General features: G+C 47.6%; 14 protein-coding genes and 4 tRNA genes. 8 read left to right on the top strand and 10 right to left on the bottom strand.

Annotation, left to right across the window (positions count from 1 at the left end):
- The 5 genes from recJ to whiA form a co-directional block, all read left to right on the top strand.
- A partial coding sequence (gene recJ / locus PHW04_13680; GenBank protein MDD2716935.1) for a single-stranded-DNA-specific exonuclease RecJ occupies window positions 1-1,420 on the top strand: 1,420 nt, incomplete at its 5' end.
- Window positions 1,392-1,904, top strand: a complete 513-nt coding sequence (locus PHW04_13675) for an adenine phosphoribosyltransferase (GenBank protein ID MDD2716934.1) — start codon at window positions 1,392-1,394, stop codon at window positions 1,902-1,904. The genes recJ and PHW04_13675, both read left to right, overlap by 29 nt.
- 12 nt (window positions 1,905-1,916) lie before the next feature.
- A complete protein-coding gene (locus PHW04_13670; protein MDD2716933.1) occupies window positions 1,917-2,870 on the top strand; it encodes a HEAT repeat domain-containing protein in 954 nt (317 codons plus the stop codon).
- Window positions 2,845-4,035, top strand: a complete 1,191-nt coding sequence (locus PHW04_13665) for a tetratricopeptide repeat protein (GenBank protein MDD2716932.1) — start codon at window positions 2,845-2,847, stop codon at window positions 4,033-4,035. The genes PHW04_13670 and PHW04_13665 overlap by 26 nt, the downstream gene beginning before the upstream one ends.
- A 33-nt stretch (window positions 4,036-4,068) precedes the next feature.
- Complete coding sequence (whiA, locus tag PHW04_13660; protein ID MDD2716931.1) at window positions 4,069-5,016, top strand: DNA-binding protein WhiA; 948 nt, start codon at window positions 4,069-4,071, stop codon at window positions 5,014-5,016.
- An 8-nt stretch (window positions 5,017-5,024) separates the two neighbouring features.
- On the opposite strand, the gene PHW04_13655 is transcribed toward whiA, so the two are convergent.
- From PHW04_13655 to PHW04_13620, 8 genes are all read right to left on the bottom strand, one after another.
- Window positions 5,025-7,208: a PBP1A family penicillin-binding protein gene (locus PHW04_13655; protein ID MDD2716930.1), complete on the bottom strand. Its 2,184-nt coding sequence runs from the start codon at window positions 7,206-7,208 to the stop codon at window positions 5,025-5,027.
- A gap of 16 nt (window positions 7,209-7,224) precedes the next feature.
- Window positions 7,225-7,299, bottom strand: a tRNA-Cys gene (locus PHW04_13650).
- Between the two features lie 9 nt (window positions 7,300-7,308).
- Window positions 7,309-7,384, bottom strand: a tRNA-Phe gene (locus tag PHW04_13645).
- An 18-nt stretch (window positions 7,385-7,402) separates the two neighbouring features.
- Window positions 7,403-7,480: transfer RNA gene (locus tag PHW04_13640), tRNA-Asp, on the bottom strand.
- 10 nt (window positions 7,481-7,490) lie between these two features.
- Window positions 7,491-7,566, bottom strand: a tRNA-Val gene (locus tag PHW04_13635).
- A gap of 121 nt (window positions 7,567-7,687) precedes the next feature.
- A complete protein-coding gene (locus PHW04_13630) occupies window positions 7,688-9,220 on the bottom strand; it encodes a clostripain-related cysteine peptidase (GenBank protein MDD2716929.1) in 1,533 nt (510 codons plus the stop codon).
- A gap of 369 nt (window positions 9,221-9,589) precedes the next feature.
- Window positions 9,590-10,447 carry a hypothetical protein gene (locus PHW04_13625; protein MDD2716928.1) on the bottom strand — a complete coding sequence of 286 codons (858 nt, stop codon included), beginning with the start codon at window positions 10,445-10,447 and terminating at the stop codon, window positions 9,590-9,592.
- 44 nt (window positions 10,448-10,491) lie between these two features.
- A complete protein-coding gene (locus PHW04_13620; GenBank protein MDD2716927.1) occupies window positions 10,492-10,653 on the bottom strand; it encodes a hypothetical protein in 162 nt (53 codons plus the stop codon).
- Between the two features lie 148 nt (window positions 10,654-10,801).
- Between PHW04_13620 and PHW04_13615 the strand changes: the two genes are divergently transcribed.
- Both PHW04_13615 and PHW04_13610 read left to right on the top strand, forming a co-directional pair.
- Window positions 10,802-13,516 carry an NB-ARC domain-containing protein gene (locus PHW04_13615; protein MDD2716926.1) on the top strand — a complete coding sequence of 905 codons (2,715 nt, stop codon included), beginning with the start codon at window positions 10,802-10,804 and terminating at the stop codon, window positions 13,514-13,516.
- Window positions 13,517-13,534: 18 nt separating this feature from the next.
- Window positions 13,535-14,929: a hypothetical protein gene (locus PHW04_13610; GenBank protein ID MDD2716925.1), complete on the top strand. Its 1,395-nt coding sequence runs from the start codon at window positions 13,535-13,537 to the stop codon at window positions 14,927-14,929.
- A 221-nt stretch (window positions 14,930-15,150) separates the two neighbouring features.
- Here the strand turns inward: PHW04_13610 and PHW04_13605 are convergent, their stop codons facing one another.
- Window positions 15,151-16,542, bottom strand: a complete 1,392-nt coding sequence (locus PHW04_13605; GenBank protein ID MDD2716924.1) for an N-acetylmuramoyl-L-alanine amidase — start codon at window positions 16,540-16,542, stop codon at window positions 15,151-15,153.
- A gap of 332 nt (window positions 16,543-16,874) precedes the next feature.
- On the opposite strand from PHW04_13605, the gene PHW04_13600 reads away from it, so the two are divergent.
- A complete protein-coding gene (locus tag PHW04_13600) occupies window positions 16,875-17,792 on the top strand; it encodes a hypothetical protein (protein MDD2716923.1) in 918 nt (305 codons plus the stop codon).
- Between the two features lie 85 nt (window positions 17,793-17,877).
- On the opposite strand, the gene ftsZ is transcribed toward PHW04_13600, so the two are convergent.
- Window positions 17,878-18,939: a cell division protein FtsZ gene (gene ftsZ, locus PHW04_13595; protein ID MDD2716922.1), complete on the bottom strand. Its 1,062-nt coding sequence runs from the start codon at window positions 18,937-18,939 to the stop codon at window positions 17,878-17,880.
- Window positions 18,940-18,956: the final 17 nt, after the last annotated feature.

Here is an 18,956-nt window from a genome sequence, read left to right as displayed (position 1 = left end):
TATTCTTGAGCGCCAGTGCATGGGTTACGGCCTGAACATTGATTCAATCAAGAGATTGAAACAGACAGTGTATGACCTGATCATTACCGTGGACTGCGGGATCTCCAATGTCGAAGAAGTCAGGTTTGCCAAAGAACTGGGAATTGACGTGATCATTACAGATCATCACGAACCCCTCGACGTGCTTCCGCCGGCTGTGGCGGTGCTTAATCCGAAACGTCCTGACGAAAAATACCCCTACAAGTTTCTCTCCGGAGTGGGCGTGGCTTTCAAACTCTTCCAGAAACTCCTGAAGGATTTCAACTTTTCAGACCATTATATTTACAACAACCTTGATCTTGTCGCACTCGGCACGATCGCCGACATAGTTCCTCTGACCGGGGAAAACAGGATCATTGCCAGGTATGGATTAAAAAAACTTAAAAAAACCGATAATGTCGGCGTCAGTGCCCTGATCAAGATCTCTGGGCTCTCTCCCGGTGACATCGATTCCAGCGACGTGGCCTTCATAATGGCGCCCAGGATTAATGCCTGCGGGAGGATCGACGACCCTAAACTGGCTGTCAGGCTCCTGACCACGGAAAACAAGGAAGAGGCAGCTTTTCTCGCCAGGAGGCTTGACGAAATCAACCGCCGCCGCCAGAAGATAGAGCTTGACATTATGCGTGAGGCTGAGCAGATCATTATCAAAGACAATCTGCAGAACGAAGCCGGTTTAGTGCTTTATTCAAAAGACTGGCATGCAGGCGTGATCGGGATAGTGACTTCCAAGCTCAAGGAAAAATTTTACAGACCTGTGGTTCTCATCTCCTTCGACTCAGAGATTGGCAGGGCGTCTGCCCGTTCGATCGACGGTTTTCCACTCCACAGGGAACTTTCTCTCTGCTCTGATCTGCTGGAAAAATTCGGCGGGCACGAAATGGCTGCAGGTTTCACGATTAAAAGGGAAAACATAGAGACTTTCAAAACCAAATTTCAGGAGCTGGTTGCTGAAAGATTAGGCGGGGAAGTACCTTTCCCTAATCTGCAGGTTGACAGCGAACTCGATTTTAACGAGATCAACGAAGAGCTGATTCAATCACTGGAAGCGCTGGCACCTTTCGGCATGAAGAATCAGCAACCTGTTTTTGTCACCAACGACATTTCAGTTCTGGAAAGTTCCCTGGTCGGCAACAACAAGAAACATCTGAAGCTCAGAGTGAAGAAGAACGGCAGACAATTGAACTGCATCGGATTCAACCTGCAGAATTTTTATGAGAAACTTTATTCGCCAGCACAGTCGATCAATCTTGCCTACAGCCTTTCATTGAACCGATTCCAGAATGAAACAAGCGTTCAACTGAAGATTAAAGATATCAATTTCAATCAAACTTTTGATTTCGGAGGTGAAGATGGAAAAGTGGAAAAAATCGATCCGTGATGTCCCGGATTTTCCTAAAAAGGGTATCATTTTTAAAGACATCACTCCGCTGCTTTCCAATCCCCTGGTGTTTCGGCAGGTAATCCGCAAGATGAAATCATATTTAAATGAATTCAAGATAGAGGCGATTGTGGCTGCGGAATCAAGAGGTTTCATCTTTGGAGCTCCACTTTCAGTACAGCTTGGCGTACCGTTCATACCTGTCCGAAAGGCCGGGAAACTTCCGTCTGAAACGGTTTGCGTCACCTATGACCTGGAGTACGGGCAGGATACGATCTGCATTCACAAGGATGCCTTGAAGATCGGGCAGAGAGTCGCAATCATCGACGATCTGCTGGCAACCGGAGGGACAGCCGAAGCGATAGAGAGCCTGGTGAAAAAACTCTGCGCCACACCGGTCACCCATCTCTTCCTGATCGAACTCGGATTTCTTAACGGCAGAAAAAAGCTCACCGCACCCGTAAAGAGCTTTATCACTTATTAACCTGGAGATGTCATGGTAGATTATAAAAGCCTTGATGAATACAAGCTTGACCTGAAGTCCAAAGAGTGGGAAAAGCGTTTTCTGGCCCTGCAGGAACTGCAGTTTTTCCCTGCGTATGTCGTAGAAGACCTGCTCATCGGATGCCTGGATGACAGAAATGAGAATGTCCGCTATATGGCGATAAAAGCTCTGGGGAAGGTGAAATCAGCGAAATCCATTGATCAGCTGATTCAGTCCTTTGCAGATCCGAATCCGCTGATTCGACTCCAGATCTTGGAATCACTGGGGAAAATTGGTGACAAGCGGTGCGTGGACTATCTCATACAATTCATGCAGGACGAGAAGGACATACGGGTTCGGGCCACTGCCATCATGGTACTGGGCCAGCTTGGAAACAAGTCACACGTACCTATGATCGCAATTTATCTAAAGGATGCCGACGAACGGGTAAGGGCAAATGCCATCGAAGCACTGGATTTGATTGGAGATACCGAGATTTTGCCGATTATCTCCCCGTTCTTCAGGGATACCAGCAACAGAATCAGGGCTAATGCAGCCAAGACCCTCTCACGCTTCGACCGGGAAAAATCCGTGGAACTGTTGAGAGGAATGCTGAAAGACAGGAACGAATGGATGCGGGCTTCCGCCTGCTGGGTGCTTGGTGAGCTGAAGGAAAAATCAGCGATAGGAGAACTGGTGGCTGTGATCGGAGACCAGTTCTGGGTTGTGAATCGTAACGCGATCGAAGCATTGAAAAAAATCGGTGAAGAAGCGCTGCCGGCTATTTACAAAAGAATTTCCGAAAATAAAGAGACTGACGAGCATCTCAAGGAGCTGATCATAGCCATCGGAGAAATCGGCAATGAAAAATCGCTGGGCCAGATCGTAAAATATCTCCAGCATCCGAATGGTGAAATCCGCCTGGAAGCAGAGGCTGCCATTGAAAAGATCCGTGAACACACTTAAGATTCTAGTAGTGTGGTGTCTACTTCTAGCAGCACCCGGGTTTACCAGGGATCTTCTGGAAAATTATTTCAATCTGGGGCGGGAGTATTACAAGGAAAGTAAGTATGAGGACTCACTGTTTAATTTTTTACAGGCGCGCGACCTCTGTCCCCAGTCCCCTGAAATACTTAACAATATCGGTCTCTGTCAGGAAAAACTCAAGAAATATTCTGATGCCAAGGCCTCATACGAGAAAGCACTTGAAATAATCCCTGACTACTGTGAAGCCCTGAATAATCTCGGATTGCTTCTGATCCGCCAGCACATTGCTGATTCAATCGGGCAGAGCCTGATTGTCCGGGCTCTGGAACTGTCTCCCGACAACCCTGAGTATTTTGCCAGTATGGGTGAATCTTATTATTATCAGGAGAATTATCAGAAAGCGCAGAGCTGGTTTGAAAAAGCTTTGAAAGGCGGTGTGAACAGAACCTCGCTGGACTATCTGATCGGACTCAATTTTCTGCATCTAGGGAAAAAGAGGGAAGCCCTCGACTCCTTCAAATCTGTTCTGAAGAAAGATCCGGATTTCATCTCAGCTTATATTGGAGTGGTAAAAATACTTGAAAAATGGGAAGACTACGAGGGCGCTAAAAACTATCTGTCGCTGCTGGACAGCCAGGCTCTGCTGAAAAATCCGGACCCAGACCAGATCAGGCAGGTTTATGACTTCTTAAACGGGTATTATCAGAATTCTCTGCTGAATCTTGGTTTTGCGCTTCTCAATGAAGTCAAGAATTACCAGAACAAGGTTACTCTCAAAGACCTTGCTTATTTTACAGAGCGTGAACTTCAGACTGTCATCGACATTTCAACCAGCAGGCAGAGCGGTGATAGAGTCCTGACACAGGACGATGAAGTTGAACCGGCTGTTTTTTATTACATTCCTGAAATCAAGAACGCATATATGGAAAGAAGCAGGCAGATCTGTTACGAGAATCAGAGGGTTCTGATTGCAGCAGATTTTTTATTCAGGCTGAAGACACCTGAAAAAATTCCGACCAAGGAAGCTCTTGAAAGCCAGCTCTGCCCTGAAGCAAGAATTCTGTGCCCTCAGGGTTTTGAGTATCAGCCTGACCGGAGCGTCTGGAAATGTGAAAGACATGGGAGTTTAAAATCCGGCAGTTGATTGGCACATGTTCCACAGGAATCAGTCCAGATAATGAGTAGTAACAGATTGCGGAAACCAGATCCAAATGACAGAAGTTTTGACAGCTCTGCGGAAGTAAAGCGGGAATTGCTGCATTCACTTTCGGCTGTATCCTCAGCTTGCTGCGCTCAAGTCATGATCCAGGCGGCTCTTAAATCAATCGGCTTTGCCAAGTATTACCGGGAAGGAATTAAACTGGAGCTGAAAAGCAGCAATCCTGAAGTGCTGAAATTTCTGACACCACTTTTGAAGCGGCACCTGGGCCGGGTAGTTGTCAGCTACCGGCGCAAGAACACTTTGAAAAAAGACAACACCTATTTCCTGGAAATAGAGGTACCTTCAGCTGAAATTCTCTCGGAAACTCTGGAACGGCCGCTTGTCTCCGGCTGCTGCCGCAGGAACTACTTCGCCATGATTTTTCTCCTCTGCGGAACTTTGCAGCTTTCGGCCCCGTTTACAATTGAAATTTTCCACCACGACCGGGCCGTGCTTAACAGAATCAGAAAAATCGGCAGGGAAGACCTGGGGCTTTTACTGAAAATATATACGCTCAGGAAGCTGTATCTGTTGGTGGGAAAAGGTAAAAGTGTGGCTGAGAAATTTCTGGATGGATTTTCCCTCAACCGTTCCATTCTATTTCTGGAAGACAGGAATATCATGATGGAAATCAAGAATCTGACCAACAGGCTTGTCAACTGCGAGACAGGGAATCTAAAAAAAATTGTGACCAGTTCAAGCAAACAGCTTTACTGGATTGAAGCCATTAAAAGCGGGATAGGTCTGGAAAATATTAATAAAAGGCTGAAGGATGCCGCGCTGCTCAGGATTTGGAACCCTTGCCTCAGCCTTTCTGAACTTGCCGAAAAAAGTGGAGGTAAATTTACAAAGTCTTCACTCAATCATTGTTTCAGGGAAATCAGGAACATTTTTCTGGAAATTACTGATTTGAAAGTCAGCTGAACGTTTTTTTAAAACCCACCGTTATCCTGATCTTCGTTTTGTGAGCCATCATCTTGAACCCCGCTCGGGATTTCACCGGCAGAGTTGCTGGTAGTGGTATCTTGGGAGATACCTGTCTCAGTTCCGGTTCCCTTTTTCAGCTGGTCGTATTCATCGAAATCAGGAGAGTCTTCAGTGGGTGCTTCTTCATCATTTTCTTCGACAGTTGAGGCTCCTTCACCGTGCTCTGAGCATTCGCTGTCAGGTTCTGTCCCTGCGAGGAAGGCCTGAGTGATTTTTCTGGGACAGCTCTCGGTTGCGAGCAGGCCGGAATTTCGACAGATCATCACATCAACAACTCCATCCGGGCGTGGAAAGTTGCTTGGCGGGTAGTTTTTCAGTGCCTTTTCCATGAAATCCTTAAAAATCGGAGCTGCCACATGGCCGCCTGAACGGTTGCCTCCCATAGGGATGGGAGTATCAAAACCTATGTAAGTAACAAAAGTGAATTCGGGGGTGATGCCGCAATACCAGGCATTGGTATAGTTGTCGGTGGTGCCGGTCTTTCCTGCAGATACATGGTTGTCCAGCCTGGCTGTGGTGCCTGTGCCGAATTCATTGACTTTTTTCATCAGGTCCACAATTACGTAACACGCTTGGGGTGAGACTGATTGCAGTCCTTTGAAGTTGTTTTCCAGCAGTATGTTGCCGTCCTTGTCTTCCACCCGCTCGATGCCGATGGAGGGGCTTGAGATTCCCATCCTGGCGATGCTGGCATAACATTCGGCGATTTCAAGGGGGATGGCTTCATATGAGCCCAGAGCCATGGAAAGCCTTGCCTCAAGTTTGCTGGTCAGACCAAGTTTTCTGGCGATATCGATTACAGGCTGGCATCCAACCAGGCGGAGAAGTTCAATCGTGGCCATGTTGTATGATCCGACAATGGCGTCGATCAGAGTGGTTGGGCCATGATATTTTTCCTGATAATTGTGCGGTGACCAGATCTGGTTGGTTCCTGGGACAGGATATGAATGTGGTTCGTCATCCACGATTTTGTTCGGAGGGATGCGGGCATTCATTGCCGCCAGATAGATGAAAGGCTTGAAGGCAGATCCCATTTGTCTGCGTGCAATCACAGTCCGGTTGAATTTGGATTCCAGATAACTCTTTCCTCCCACCATGGCTCTGATTTTGGATGTGGATGTTTCCAGGCAGATCAGACAACCGTCGATTCTGTTGTCAGGCAGATCGTGGAGTTCCTTGAAAATTTCCGCATTTCTGAAAGCTTCGTCAGCAGATTGCTGGATATCCAAATCCAGCGTGGTATAAATCTTCCAGCCTCCTGTAAGAATTTTTTTCTCGTCAAAGGACTTGGTAAGAAGGGGCATCAGATATTCGAACACAAAATAGGGAGCAGGAGGAAGGAATTTTTTCTCAAAATTGAGCTGCAGGGGTTGTTTGAGGGCGTTCTCATAATCCATCCAGGTGATCAGCTTCTGCTCAAGCATTTTCGACAGCACCAGCTTGGCGCGCTGCAGAGTACGGCTGGGATTCTTATAAGGGGAGTAATAGGATGGGTTTCTGATCAGACCAGCCAGCACCGCCGACTCCAGCAAAGTGAGCTGTGACGGGGTTTTATTGAAGTAGGTCCGGGCTGCTGATACTATTCCGTAAGCCTGAGGACCGAAATAGATCTGATTCAGGTAATTCTCCAGGATCTCTTCCTTGGAAAAAAGCTTTTCGATCTTCAGGGCGACGATCGCTTCCTTGATCTTGCGTTCGATGGTCTTTTCAGCGGTGAGAAATGCATTGCGGGCAAGCTGCTGGGAAATCGTGGAAGCACCTTGAGCGGCAGTTTTTTTCATGATGTCTACCCAGATCGCTCTCAAGTTTGCATAAGGATCGATTCCGTGATGTTTCCAGAAACGTTCATCTTCGATCGCAATCACGGCATTTGACAGGTAGACTGGAATGTCGGTAAGCCTGGCTTTTTCGGAACGGTTTTCACCCCCATTGTGCAGTTCCGTAATAACTCTGCCTTTGCAGTCGTAAATCATCGAATTCAGAGGCGGTTGATAAGTTACGATCGAGATGTCCGGAATTTCCTGTTCCAGGGAATGATAAACACCAATGAATGCTCCGATAACAACAGATGCAATACATATGATCAGGATCGTGAAGGTGAGCAGTAATCGGAAAATGAATTTGTTCATTCGTCTTGATTTTGATTGGAGGCGGCACCCGGACTCGAACCGGGATTGAAGGATTTGCAGTCCTTTGCCTTACCAATTTGGCTATGCCGCCCTATGAGAATGGTGCCGAGAGGCGGGATTGAACCACCGACACGCGGATTTTCAGTCCGCTGCTCTACCAGCTGAGCTATCTCGGCACCTGATTCTATAAGAAATGGCGGAGCGGACGAGATTTGAACTCGCGACCTTCGGCGTGACAGGCCGATGTGCTAACCGGGCTACACCACCGCTCCGTGATTCTTCTGGTGGGCGAAACAGGGTTTGAACCTGCGACCGCCGGCGTGTAAGGCCGATGCTCTCCCAACTGAGCTATTCGCCCTAAGCAGGTTACATTTTAATCCAGCAGGATTCAGCTGTCAAGAAAAAAACCTAATAATTACCGCAAACAAAGAAAAAAGTCCTGCAAAAGCAGGACTTTTTTACGTAACTTATGAGATTACTTAATGTTTCTGTAACTGGGCGATGATGAGCTGGGCTTTGATTTCTTCCACTACGGGGGCAACCGCCAGTTTCTGATCATCGTTCAGGCTGCTGATGTTGGCAATCAGCTGGTGAATGGTGTTGTTCTCTATGGCTGTCTCGATCTGGCAGCGGGCTTCTTCCACCATCTGAGCATCCCTCTGGGCGATTGTCATGGCCATGGTTTCCTCAAGCCTGCCGGCATTGATCAGGTTCAGCTTCTCTGTCTGAAGAGCAGTGTAACTGCCGAACCAGTTGTCCCACCAGCTGCCGCTGGTGCTCGGTGTTTCGGCTGGGGTGTTTTCGGCTACAGGTTCCACACTGACACTGGAGCCTTTGTAATAGGCTGAGAGGAATTTGTTCCATTTTGTGGCTGTGCAGAATGAGAGACCATCATACTTTGTCAGATAGCTGCCGCTCGAACTTGGGAAATAAATTGAGATTCCTGTAGCGTTCTTCATTGCAGTGCCGACTGTGCAGTTGTTGATGACTGCTGCCTTGACCGCTGCAACTACTGCATCCAGCTTGGGTTTGATTGTGGTGTCAGTGGTTTTGATTGTGGAGCAGAGGTGGGAAAGATCCGCATAGTCTGCATCGTAGAAGACCTGCACGCTCTTCCTGGCTGTAGTGATGGCAGTCTTCACAGCGCTGATCTTGCCGTTCATGGCATTGGCAGCGTCAGCCACAGCAGTGGTCAGAGCCTGGATTTTGGAAAGGTCCACTGCGGACTTGGTTACACCTTCAGAACCGCTGGAATAATATTCTTTATAAGAATCAACAATGTGAATCGCATACTGCTCCGGAGTTGTGCTGGCGGTCAGACCGTTGAGCATCAGCTCGTATGGGTTGCCGTCGCCTGGTTCGGTTTCTTCGGAAGCAGTCATGTAATCCACGGTATCCTTGATCTGATAATTGCATTCGAGCATGGCCATCAGGCAGGCGTCATAGTCGAGCACATCAAGTTTCTGGCCGAGTATGCCCTTAATGGCGACCATTGAGTTTTCCACTGAGGCCATGTCCATATGATTGCCGCTCTGGTCGTCATAGCAGACGCCCCTCATCACATCATTTCCGCCTTTCTTTTTCCAGCCTGCGCCATGGTTCCAGAGAGTCAGAAAATAATGCTCGGCCGGATAATTGTCCTTGCAGTACTGCACGAAATCTGTGAGGGTTTTTCCGGAACCCATGTCAAGTTCGCCGCAATTCTTTACGACTTTGGAATTCATGATGCTGGTGTCATTGTCTTTGGTGATATACATGATCCTGGAATCTGTCCAGTTGCCGTTGGTGGAATCGTATCCGGATGCCCTGTCAAAGAGCACTACAACATTGGTGGCATCGGTGGAACCGACTTTTTCCATCTGATTGACGTTCATGATGCCATATGGTTCGAGGTTGTTGTCGCCATCGAGGTAGACCATGAATGTCCAGGGTTTTTTGGTTGCTGCTGTTGTTGGATTGACGAACGAGACCATTAAAGCGATTGCTAAGATGAATACGATGCTGAGCTTCATACTTCTTACTCTCCTTGTTACTTAATACGGACCATTTTTTCGGGAGTGTGTCCTGACTCCCTTACTTTTTGTACTTATACTTATCCTTGAGAACTTATCGCTCGATATCCCTCCTTTATAATAGTTTCTTCATTCTTACTTACCATTATATGGCTATTCCACAGCAATACCAGTTACAATTTGTTACAATTTGTTTCAAATTGTAACACTGGGAAGAGCGTCAACCATAGGAATTGTGAACATGATGTTACAAATCGGTTTCAGAATCTGCCGATCCCTGGTTAGCGGTCAAAGTGCTGAAACAGGTACAATCAAAAAAGCACCCTTTTCAGGTGCCTTTTTGGATTGTTAGGATTCACGGATTTATATTCATTTTTTTAATGTCTCTACTCCATACTGACATGAAGTCTGCAGGTAATACCCGCTGCCCCACTCGCATCCCAGGTCTTTTCCGCCCTGGTACAATGCCGCTGCGACTGCCTGCTGTGTAAAATCATGGGCTGACTGGAGAGCTTCATCTTCAGTCTCCCAGGTACCTGGAGCACAATATGTATATACTTTATAGCGGTTGTTTGACTGTGCTGCATAGACAGGTTCGTCTTTATACCAGACTGCAACCTTGATCCATCCCCTGTAATGTTCAGAAACCAGGACGGTTTTAAATGAATACTCGCAGCGACTGGAAAACTGACTGTCTTTCCAGTCCGGATGTCCGAGTTTGGACTTTCCGGCTGCGATAGCCATGGAAACAGCGATCCACTCGGATTTTTCAGCTGCTGCGACTGCTTCAGCGGAAGTTCCGTAAAGTCCGTTGGCTTCATAAACATAGACATAGTGCCCGGCTTGTTCGTATGGCTGTGCTTTGTCCCAGATTGTCACTGTATTGACACCGCTGAACTTCTCCAACTGGATCCTTTCCAGATTATCATCCTGGTTGACTGAAACGATGGTGCCATGGTCGAACAGCATGTCTCCCTTTAAGGTAAGCATCATGGTTTTCCTGGCTTTGTCGATCAAGCGTTGTTCGAGATTTTTTACCGCAGCCTGGGCTTCTTCAGCACTGTTGCATAGTTGTGTAGCTTCATTCATGCTGAAAGCGTCAAATCCGTCCGAAGATACTGCGGGAACGCTCACATAAGCTACTCCATAATAACTGCCTTCCCCTGCCAGGGCTAGCCCTGAGATTAACAGGACCGCTGCTGCACAACAGATTAATCTGTTACACATTTCTCCTCCATAAGTTTTTGAATAATTCAGTTTGCTGGAACTGATTACCTGCACCTGACCAGAATATAACGTTCTTCATAATAGGGAGTGCTTTGGGCATCATTCACGGAATTTTCCGAATTCCTGTCAAGTGTCGAATAGACAATTTTGATCCTCTCATAGGATCCTTGTTTGTTACTTGCAGTTTTCTTTTCCAGCTTCCTCATGTTTCCTCCGCTGAGTTTGAGATTGTTTTCTTCTGTTATTATTTATTATCATCTGATGACCAGTGGATTCCAGTTACAAATTACTGCACTTGGACTGATAGGAAATTAATATGTTGGCTTCTTACTGAGAATGAAATAAAATACTGTCATGATGATACCGTCTGCACCACACGGTTTCTGCGGTAGAAAAAAAGAACTGGCCAGGCTGACTTCCCTTTTTTCAGAAAAAAAGGTTTCCCTGGTCTCAGGGATCGCCGGAATGGGGAAAACAGCACTGGTCCTGACTTTTGCCAATTCCTTGAAAAAAAATGCAACTTATGGGGAAAAACTGATCTGGGTAGCATGCCGGTCCGGGTGGACGTGGGCTGACCTCCAGGCCAGCATTCTGCAGAAAATCATCCAATTGACAGGAAAGAAGCAATACCTGTCTCAAACCGGGTATACCCCGGAGAAAATCGTCGAAATTCTCGAGGACAATGCCTTGATTTTGTGCATCGATGATTTCCAATTAGTGGAAAATGAAAATTCGCTGCAGCTGATCGAGTATTCTCTGAAGCTTTTCCAAAGGGCAAAACTGATCATCGCTTCCAGAAATCGCGTCTCACTTGACCTTGATCGGCGCTCAGACACAAATGAAATCCTGCTGGATGGCCTGGAAATCGAAGAATCGTTTTCAATGCTCGAACAGATGCTGAATTTGCATGGGATAGAAATGTCGTCTGATCAGAAACACAGGATCACTCAAGAATTCAAGGGACATCCATTTTCGCTGAAGCTGTTTGCCAGCCTCCTGGTGGAAGGTGGCCACAATGTTGAAGAACTTCTGCGGCAGTCCGGCGAATTCCGTGAAAAACAGGGTCAATATCTGCTCGATTTGTTGTGGGAAACACTAGAACCGGCTGAACAGGATCTTCTGAAAACACTTTCCGTTCTGCGAATACCAGTCAATACTGTAGAACTTCCGTCTCTTTCAGGCCGAAGGCACCGGAATGCACAGAAAAGGCTGACTGACAAGTTTCTCCTGGAAACTGCCAGGAATGGAGTTTATGTCCATGACCTGATACGCGAATACGCCAGATCTCAGTTGAGCCCTACACAGCTGGCTCAGATCCACAAGGATGTTGGACATTATCTGGCTAGAGCTGGAAATGATAAAGTACCTGAATTGTGCGAGTCTTATTATCATTTTCACAGGGCTGGAGAGCTTAGAATGGCTGCTGAAGTGATGACCCGGGTAAGCGACAAGCGTCTGACCCTCGGCGACATGACCGAAAGTGTTTACCAGTTGCTGGAAGATGCCCTGAAATTCTGTGGAACACATTACAGGCAGGAACTTCTGCAAAGCAAGGCTGGATTCCTGATCTACTGGCATCGCTATCAGGAAGCCCTGAAAGTCGTTGATCAGTTGGAACATAGTGGAGTTGCCGCTCTGCAGCGTGCCAAGATTTATTTTAATCAGAGCAAATACCCGGAAGCAGTTGAATATTACAACGAAACCCTAAGGATCGGCCACCCGGAAGGCAGGCGGCTGGACGCTTTCATAGACCTGGCGATGTGCCATGTACAGCTTGGAGACATGGGCAAAGCTGAAGAATGCATGCTGCAGGCTAAGTTAGAGTTGGAAAAAGGCGTTGATGATCAACTGGAAGCCAATTTTCATGTCAGGTATGGACTGCTGCATTACTATAAAGAGGATTATCCTGGCGTGCTTGAGGAATTTTCCCTGGCTGAAGAGATTTACCGCAGGCACAATATTCTGGGGTCACTGGCCCTGCTACTTCAAAACAAAGGGAATGCTCACATCCAGATGGCTGATTTTACAAAAGCTGACGACTGCTTTTCTGAAAGTCTGATCCTGAATCGGAAGACCGGCAATCCTCACGGCATGGTTTACAACTATGCCGGTAAGGGGTTGATTTACAATCATCTCCGTGAATTCAAGAAAGCCATCAGGATTGTAAGCAAAGCTTTAGTCCTCATCGAGCGGAACAACTGGGTATTCGAACGGTCATTTCTCAATGAAATCACGGGAGAAGCTTATCTCGGCCTGCTGGAATACGAAAAATCGGAAGAACATCTGAAGGTTGCCTTAGAAGTTCTAGAGAAGTTCAACAATCCTGAGCGTAAAAACATGCTGCTGCTGATTTATTCACAGCTCAAACTTTTCCAGGGCAGATGGAAAGAAGCCGGGAAATTACTGGCTCAAGTTGAAGAATATTGCGGGTCTCAGCATCAGGACATCCTGATCAAAGTGTTGTTTCTTAAGATCCGGGTATTGGAATTCGTTGGAAATCAGGACTTGATTTCCGAATCTACCGCACGATACGAGAAACTGCTTGCTGAGCAACCGGAAAGACGAAAAAATAAAATTGAGGAAGGATTCAACTGGTTTCTGGATAACTTTTCTACGCCTGAAAAGAAGGAATTCATTCTCCATACCAGACTGGTCAAACATAAAGAGATCGGACGGACAGAACTGAAACGGATCAGAGAAAAAAAAGAACAGTATGAGATTTACATTGATTATTCCGGAGAGGAACTGCTGCTTTCCGGGAAGCGGGTTAATTTTTTCGGTAAACAGACACAGGTCCCCCTCTTATACGAATTCGTGGTGAAACCCGGTCGTTTAGTCCAGCCGGTAGCTCTTTTTAGAAAGCTCTGGGGTCGCAAGTATGATTTCGACAAAGACCGTTCCACATTGACTGCGATCATTACCAGATTACGGAAAAGCCTGGGCGATAATAAACTGGAACGATTCATCCGTTCCTCGAATGATCCGGCCTGTTACTATTTCAATAGTCATACGGATTTCTGCGTGATTCTTCCTATCATTGCAGGAAATACTGATGAATCTGCCGGCTAATCTAAAGTGAGGTTGAATATGCCAAAATGTGCATCAATCTGTTTTGTTTTATTTTCCGGATTGACCATCCTTTTAAACTTTTCACCTGCTGAGGCCAGAACCGAAGCGCGAAGGTATGCGATTGTCGTGGAAAACGGCGGATTCAATACCGGCAGCGACACCGAAGGCTGGCTTTCTGTGCTGAACCAGCTGAAATCAAAGTACAATGCCAGAGTCTTCTGGTTTGAAGGACCGGCTGACAAGAGCCAGCCGCTGAAGCGTGGACTTTCCGCATACAAGCCGTATTATGTCTGTTTTATCACCAGACCCGACCATTGCGACGAGGATTATGTTCAGAGCGTCATCCGACTGATGGAGAGCATTGATGATGACCCATACGATGACGCAATCTGGGCGATCCTGACAGGTTACGATTATCGCGACGCACTGCGCATAGTCAAGGCAGGCCCTCTTACAGTTCGCAGGGAGCTTTCCCATCTGGGAAACGGATGGATGGACCCATGGATCGAGTCTGGAGTATCCTTCAACGAAGGGGTGCAGGGATCAAAATTCATTAAGGAAAAAGGAAAAAGCACTGCAGCGGTTGCCGGCCCGGCGGACACGACCGCCGAATGGGTGAGATATCTGAATCACAATGATTGCGACGTGATAGTCACGAGCGGGCATGCCACTGAGTTTGACTGGAGACTTGGATATGCATATAAAGATGGAAAGATTATACCTGCTGATCGGGGAAGGCTTAAGGGAGTTGATCTGAACAACTGCACTTACGAAATCACCACGACGAATCCAAAGATCTATTATGGTCCGGGCAACTGCCTGATCGCTCACATTCCTGCTAAGACCATGGAATGCATGGCTTTGTCCTGGATTCACAACGGTGCCAACCAGTTTTACGGGCATATCGAGCCGCAGTACCGGAACTGCACAGCCTGGGGGGTCTGGAATTATTTCGCCACCCTTAGGGGAGCATTCACTTTCGCAGAGGCGGTTTATGCGAACCGGGTGGCATCCCGCTACCTTGTGAAAAGTTGCTGGACAGGCGAGGTGCAGGCTCAATCTGAACGCTGCCTTGGAATCACCGTGCTATACGGCGACCCGGCCTGGGCTGCCAGAGTAAAGAAAGTAGCTGCACCTGATTATGAAATGAAATTGACCACAGTAAAATCCGGAACTGATTTCTGTGAAATCACAGCCTGCCTGCAGACGAACAATGACTTGAAATTTAACCCCCAGTATTCAAAGCCGCCTGTATTTCTGCTTCCTTTCAGGATCAGAGACTGGAAGATCAAATCAACTGATTTCGAAACTGTCGAGGTCACCGACAATTTCATCCTGGCTGATACCCTGGGCAGGACTTTCAGGAAAGGCGAACTGCTGAGGATTGTCGTTGACTGCAGAATCGATGATTAAGGGATGCAGATTCAGCATGACAGGGAATACAATGGATTTCTCCTGAATTTAAGACCATTCATGAGTTCGATATAGAGCAGTGAAGCGATCATCAATCCCCAGAAAGCGACTTTCTTCTTCATAGACCCTCCGGTTAATTCTTTCCTGAATTATCCCTTGGATCAATGAATGATTCCAGTTACAAAATACTGCAGCTATAAACTGCTGACTTAGGTAATAAATCAGCTGACTGGTTGCCAGTCCTTTCCGCTGATGTTCAAAAGGGATTCGTGGATGTATCCTGTGCGATTGTCGGCAAGTGTCACTTTATACCATTGGTCTTCCTTGGATATGATTGTTACTACTGCGCCCTTGTCCAGAGTGATAAGCACTGAATAACTGGTATCCGGACCTTTGCGGACATTGGTGCCGTCGGTATTCACTGTTCCTTTCTGGGCGAGGTCCGGGGAGCCACTGTCCTTGATCAATCCCATCAGAGTGTCCCAGGGGCAGTTGGCAGGGCAGTCGGTATTGCAGCCCGGCATTTCCTTATGCCCGACTATGCCGGGGAAGGCATGCCTGATCTGGATCCCGTATTTATCGCAGAAAAAGCGGGTGAGTTTGGCCGATCCCTGCAACTGGGGCTGACTGTCCCACCATTCGGGATGGGCTACTGTGACTTCGTGCTCGATGCCGATGGAGCGTTGATTGTTGGATTGACCATTGCTCGCACCGCAATGCCAGCCAGTGTCGCCGACTTTCACTACCTGGGTGATCTCACCGTCGGTGTGGCGGATGCAGAAGTGGGCGCTGACCTTGGCATCCGGATTGTTGAACCAGGAGATGGCTCCTGCGTAAGTGCCCTCGGAAATGTAGTGCACAACCCAGGTATCAATGCTGTGGCTGCGGCCGTCGACATGATTATATGGGGTGAAAGCAGCCTTGGCGTCGGGATAATCTACTGAGGTGGCGCGGGTGTCCATGCTCCTGGGTCTGATTTTGGAAAGGTCGAGTGAAGGATTAGCTCTGACTTCTACTTTCTGATTGAAAATATTGAATTCCTCAATTCCATTTTTAAGTATGGTAAAGTAATTGTATGCCTGATAATCCCTTAGATCCTGGTTGATAAGGCCTGAGAATCTGGAAACGGCCTGGAACCAGTCCTCGATGGAGGAAGTGGTTCCACTCTCTTTTGCATAAAAAGCGAGCAGTGCCGCTGCTCCGCGGATGTTCTGCCTGGCATCGTCCTTCAATACCTGCCGCTCGACATTGAGAAGCTTGGCTGCTTCGCCCAGTGTGTCGCAGTAGTTGTTTTCCACGAGATGCATCACGCCCCAGCCCCTGTCGATCGTGGGACCGATCTGGGTCCAGTTGTTCTCCACGTATCCGATGGCTTCCAGAAGGATTTCCGGAACTGAAAATTCAGCCGCAGCTTCGCGGAACATGATCAGGGTGTCATCGACAGTTACATTGGAGGCTTTCTGAAGATAAGATACCCAGAGCTGGGCATCTTCAGGTGAGGCTTCGCTCTTATCAAGCACCTCAGCTACGACCTGCCTGTAATCATACTCACTCGCCTTTAATACTGACAGGCACATTAATACGCAGCAAAGCAGCACAAAATTCTTATCCATGCCGATCCTCCCAACAATACTTCGTACTTTAATACTTATACTTCATGCTTAGATTCATTTTAACACAGATACAGGATGAATCCAGTTACAAATTGTTACAATTGGTTACAATTTGTCGGTCAGGACTCCACCAGCTTAATCACCAACCGGATCCAGGCAGAAAGTCAGACGTTTTTTCAGGCAGAAACAGATAACCTGAAACAAGCAATTATGGAATTTCAATGGCTGCTCTGACTTTAGTAACAACTTGTAACAAATTGTAACTGGCTTCAGGCCATTATTTTCATTAGAATGGAAAGCAGTACGATAATATTCAGAGTTTTGGGGGAGTAATGAGAAAAATCCATGCAGTTATATTCATTTTGTCGATTGCATTTTCAGCCTGGTGCGCGGTTGAAGAAGGTGTACCTGATATTTTAAACGACGAGCTTGCCTCATACGGGCAGGAATCGAGCTCTGAACCGATCTATTTCCCTCATATCGATCTGGACGTACAGGACCCTGAGACCACATTCAAATATGTGGACGGCCAGAAGGTGATCTTTGACGGCACTGAATCAGCCATAGATTACACCAGGCTCTGGCTGCTTGGAAACGCCAAGAATATAAAGACTGTCTATATCTGCCTCCATGGAGACCATCAGTCAGACTATTCAGTCAAAACCGAAGAAGACCGCAACAGGATGGAAAAGAAGCTCAAGTCAGGTGAAGGCGCGATAGTGGCTTACCCTGTGAGCCCGGAAAAGTATTGGCCCGCTTTCCAGGGCGGCGAGAACGGCATGCTGCTGATCTCGATTTTCAATCAGATCGAGAAAGCCACTGGAAAGAATGATCTCAGGTACGAGCAGTTTGCACTTTCAGGAGGAGGCAGGCTGAATCATGCTCTGCTCAACGTGCTTGCCGAGCGCTATGACACGGACGAAGTGGTGCGCGAGTTCGTGGACAATCACCTCAAAAGCATCAATGACGGCGATTCGCTCTGCTACGGGATCGATTCCATGAAACAGGGCTATATCAGCGCCATAAAGCGCTTCAAGCAGGTAAGGTTCTGCTTTATTCACAACACTTCTGGTTATATGGAATACGTTCACAAACATCATAATGACATTGCCATGGCTGTGGGTAACCAGTCATACCCATACGGCGGCTCGCTGGTGCTTGAGGACGGCAGGCTTAGATTCTGGGCTGCGCCTGATCATTTCTCAGCCTGGTGCGGCCAGTTTGAGCGGGTCTTCTTCGGCAGCAAGTGACTTCATTTCAGAATTTTCGAGTTCAGCTGTAATGAAAAAGGGCGCATGTCGCGCCCTTTTTTATGCTTAGAATTAACGTTTCCGCTTACGCCTGTTTGTTTTTCCTGATGAAGGCCGGGATGTCGTAATCGTTTGAGGAGCCTTCCTTGACTTTCAGCTCTTTCACGACACTGTCCTTGGCCTGCTCCAGCATGTCCTGCGTGGAGAAACCTGTGGCAACCACTGTCACTTTCACCTGGTCGGTCATCTCTGAGTTGACCGTATATCCGAAGATCAGGTTTACGTTGGGGTCTGCGTTGGCTTTGATGATCTCGCAGGCCTTGTTGACTTCGTGGATCTTGAGGTCCATTCCGCCGGTAATGTTGAGCAGGATGCTCTTCGCGCCTTCAATTGTGTTTTCGAGCAGCGGGCTGTTGATGGCATTTTCTGCGGCGATCTGGGCTCTGTTTTCACCGGTGCCTGAGCCGATACCCATCAGGGCTGCGCCGCCGTTGGTCATGATTGTGCGCACATCTGCGAAGTCCAGATTGATCTCGCCCGGGTTGGTGACCAGGTCCGTGATGCCCTGCACTCCCTGGCGAAGTACGTCATCAGCCAGTTTGAAAGCTTCCAGCATCGTGGTTTCAGCAGCACAGACATGCAGAAGTTTTTCATTGGGGATCACGATGATTGTATCGACCTGCTCTTTGAGCTGCTTGATGCCGATGTCTGCCTGTTCCATACGCTTCTTTCCTTCGAACAGGAACGGTTTGGTAACTACTCCCACAGTCAGTGCCTGACACTCCTTGGCGATACGTGCGATTACCGGGGAAGCTCCTGTGCCTGTGCCGCCACCCATTCCTGCGGTGATGAACACCATGTCTGCCCCTTCGATGTTTTTTCTCATTTCATCGATATCTTCTTCGGCAGCTTTCCTGCCGATATCCGGGTTGGCACCTGCACCAAGGCCTTTAGTGACCTTGTCGCCGATGTGGACTTTATATTTGGCATTTGAAAGAGTCAAAGCCTGGGAGTCGGTATTGATGGCGATGAAATCCACGCCCTGAATGTCGGCATGAATCATCCGGTTGACGGCATTGCATCCTCCGCCGCCTACACCAATTACTTTAATATCTGGAGCGTGTTCCAATACATCAAACTCAAACATCGACATTCAGCCTCCTT

This window comes from Candidatus Wallbacteria bacterium (assembly GCA_028687545.1).
GTDB lineage: Bacteria > Muiribacteriota > JAQTZZ01 > JAQTZZ01 > JAQTZZ01 > JAQTZZ01.
This window is presented reverse-complemented; position numbering and strand designations above follow the sequence as displayed.

Bases quoted from the DNA above. Each gene is read 5' to 3' on its own strand.
- PHW04_13630 (MDD2716929.1), bottom strand. From the start codon at position 9,220: ATGAAGCTCAGCATCGTATTCATCTTAGCAATCGCTTTAATGGTCTCG.
- PHW04_13620 (MDD2716927.1), bottom strand. From the start codon at position 10,653: ATGAGGAAGCTGGAAAAGAAAACTGCAAGTAACAAACAAGGATCCTAT.
- PHW04_13625 (MDD2716928.1), bottom strand. From the start codon at position 10,447: ATGTGTAACAGATTAATCTGTTGTGCAGCAGCGGTCCTGTTAATCTCA.
- PHW04_13615 (MDD2716926.1), top strand. From the start codon at position 10,802: ATGATGATACCGTCTGCACCACACGGTTTCTGCGGTAGAAAAAAAGAA.
- ftsZ (MDD2716922.1), bottom strand. From the start codon at position 18,939: ATGTTTGAGTTTGATGTATTGGAACACGCTCCAGATATTAAAGTAATT.
- PHW04_13600 (MDD2716923.1), top strand. From the start codon at position 16,875: ATGAGAAAAATCCATGCAGTTATATTCATTTTGTCGATTGCATTTTCA.
- PHW04_13670 (MDD2716933.1), top strand. From the start codon at position 1,917: ATGGTAGATTATAAAAGCCTTGATGAATACAAGCTTGACCTGAAGTCC.
- PHW04_13675 (MDD2716934.1), top strand. From the start codon at position 1,392: ATGGAAAAGTGGAAAAAATCGATCCGTGATGTCCCGGATTTTCCTAAA.
- whiA (MDD2716931.1), top strand. From the start codon at position 4,069: ATGAGTAGTAACAGATTGCGGAAACCAGATCCAAATGACAGAAGTTTT.
- PHW04_13610 (MDD2716925.1), top strand. From the start codon at position 13,535: ATGCCAAAATGTGCATCAATCTGTTTTGTTTTATTTTCCGGATTGACC.
- PHW04_13655 (MDD2716930.1), bottom strand. From the start codon at position 7,208: ATGAACAAATTCATTTTCCGATTACTGCTCACCTTCACGATCCTGATC.
- PHW04_13605 (MDD2716924.1), bottom strand. From the start codon at position 16,542: ATGGATAAGAATTTTGTGCTGCTTTGCTGCGTATTAATGTGCCTGTCA.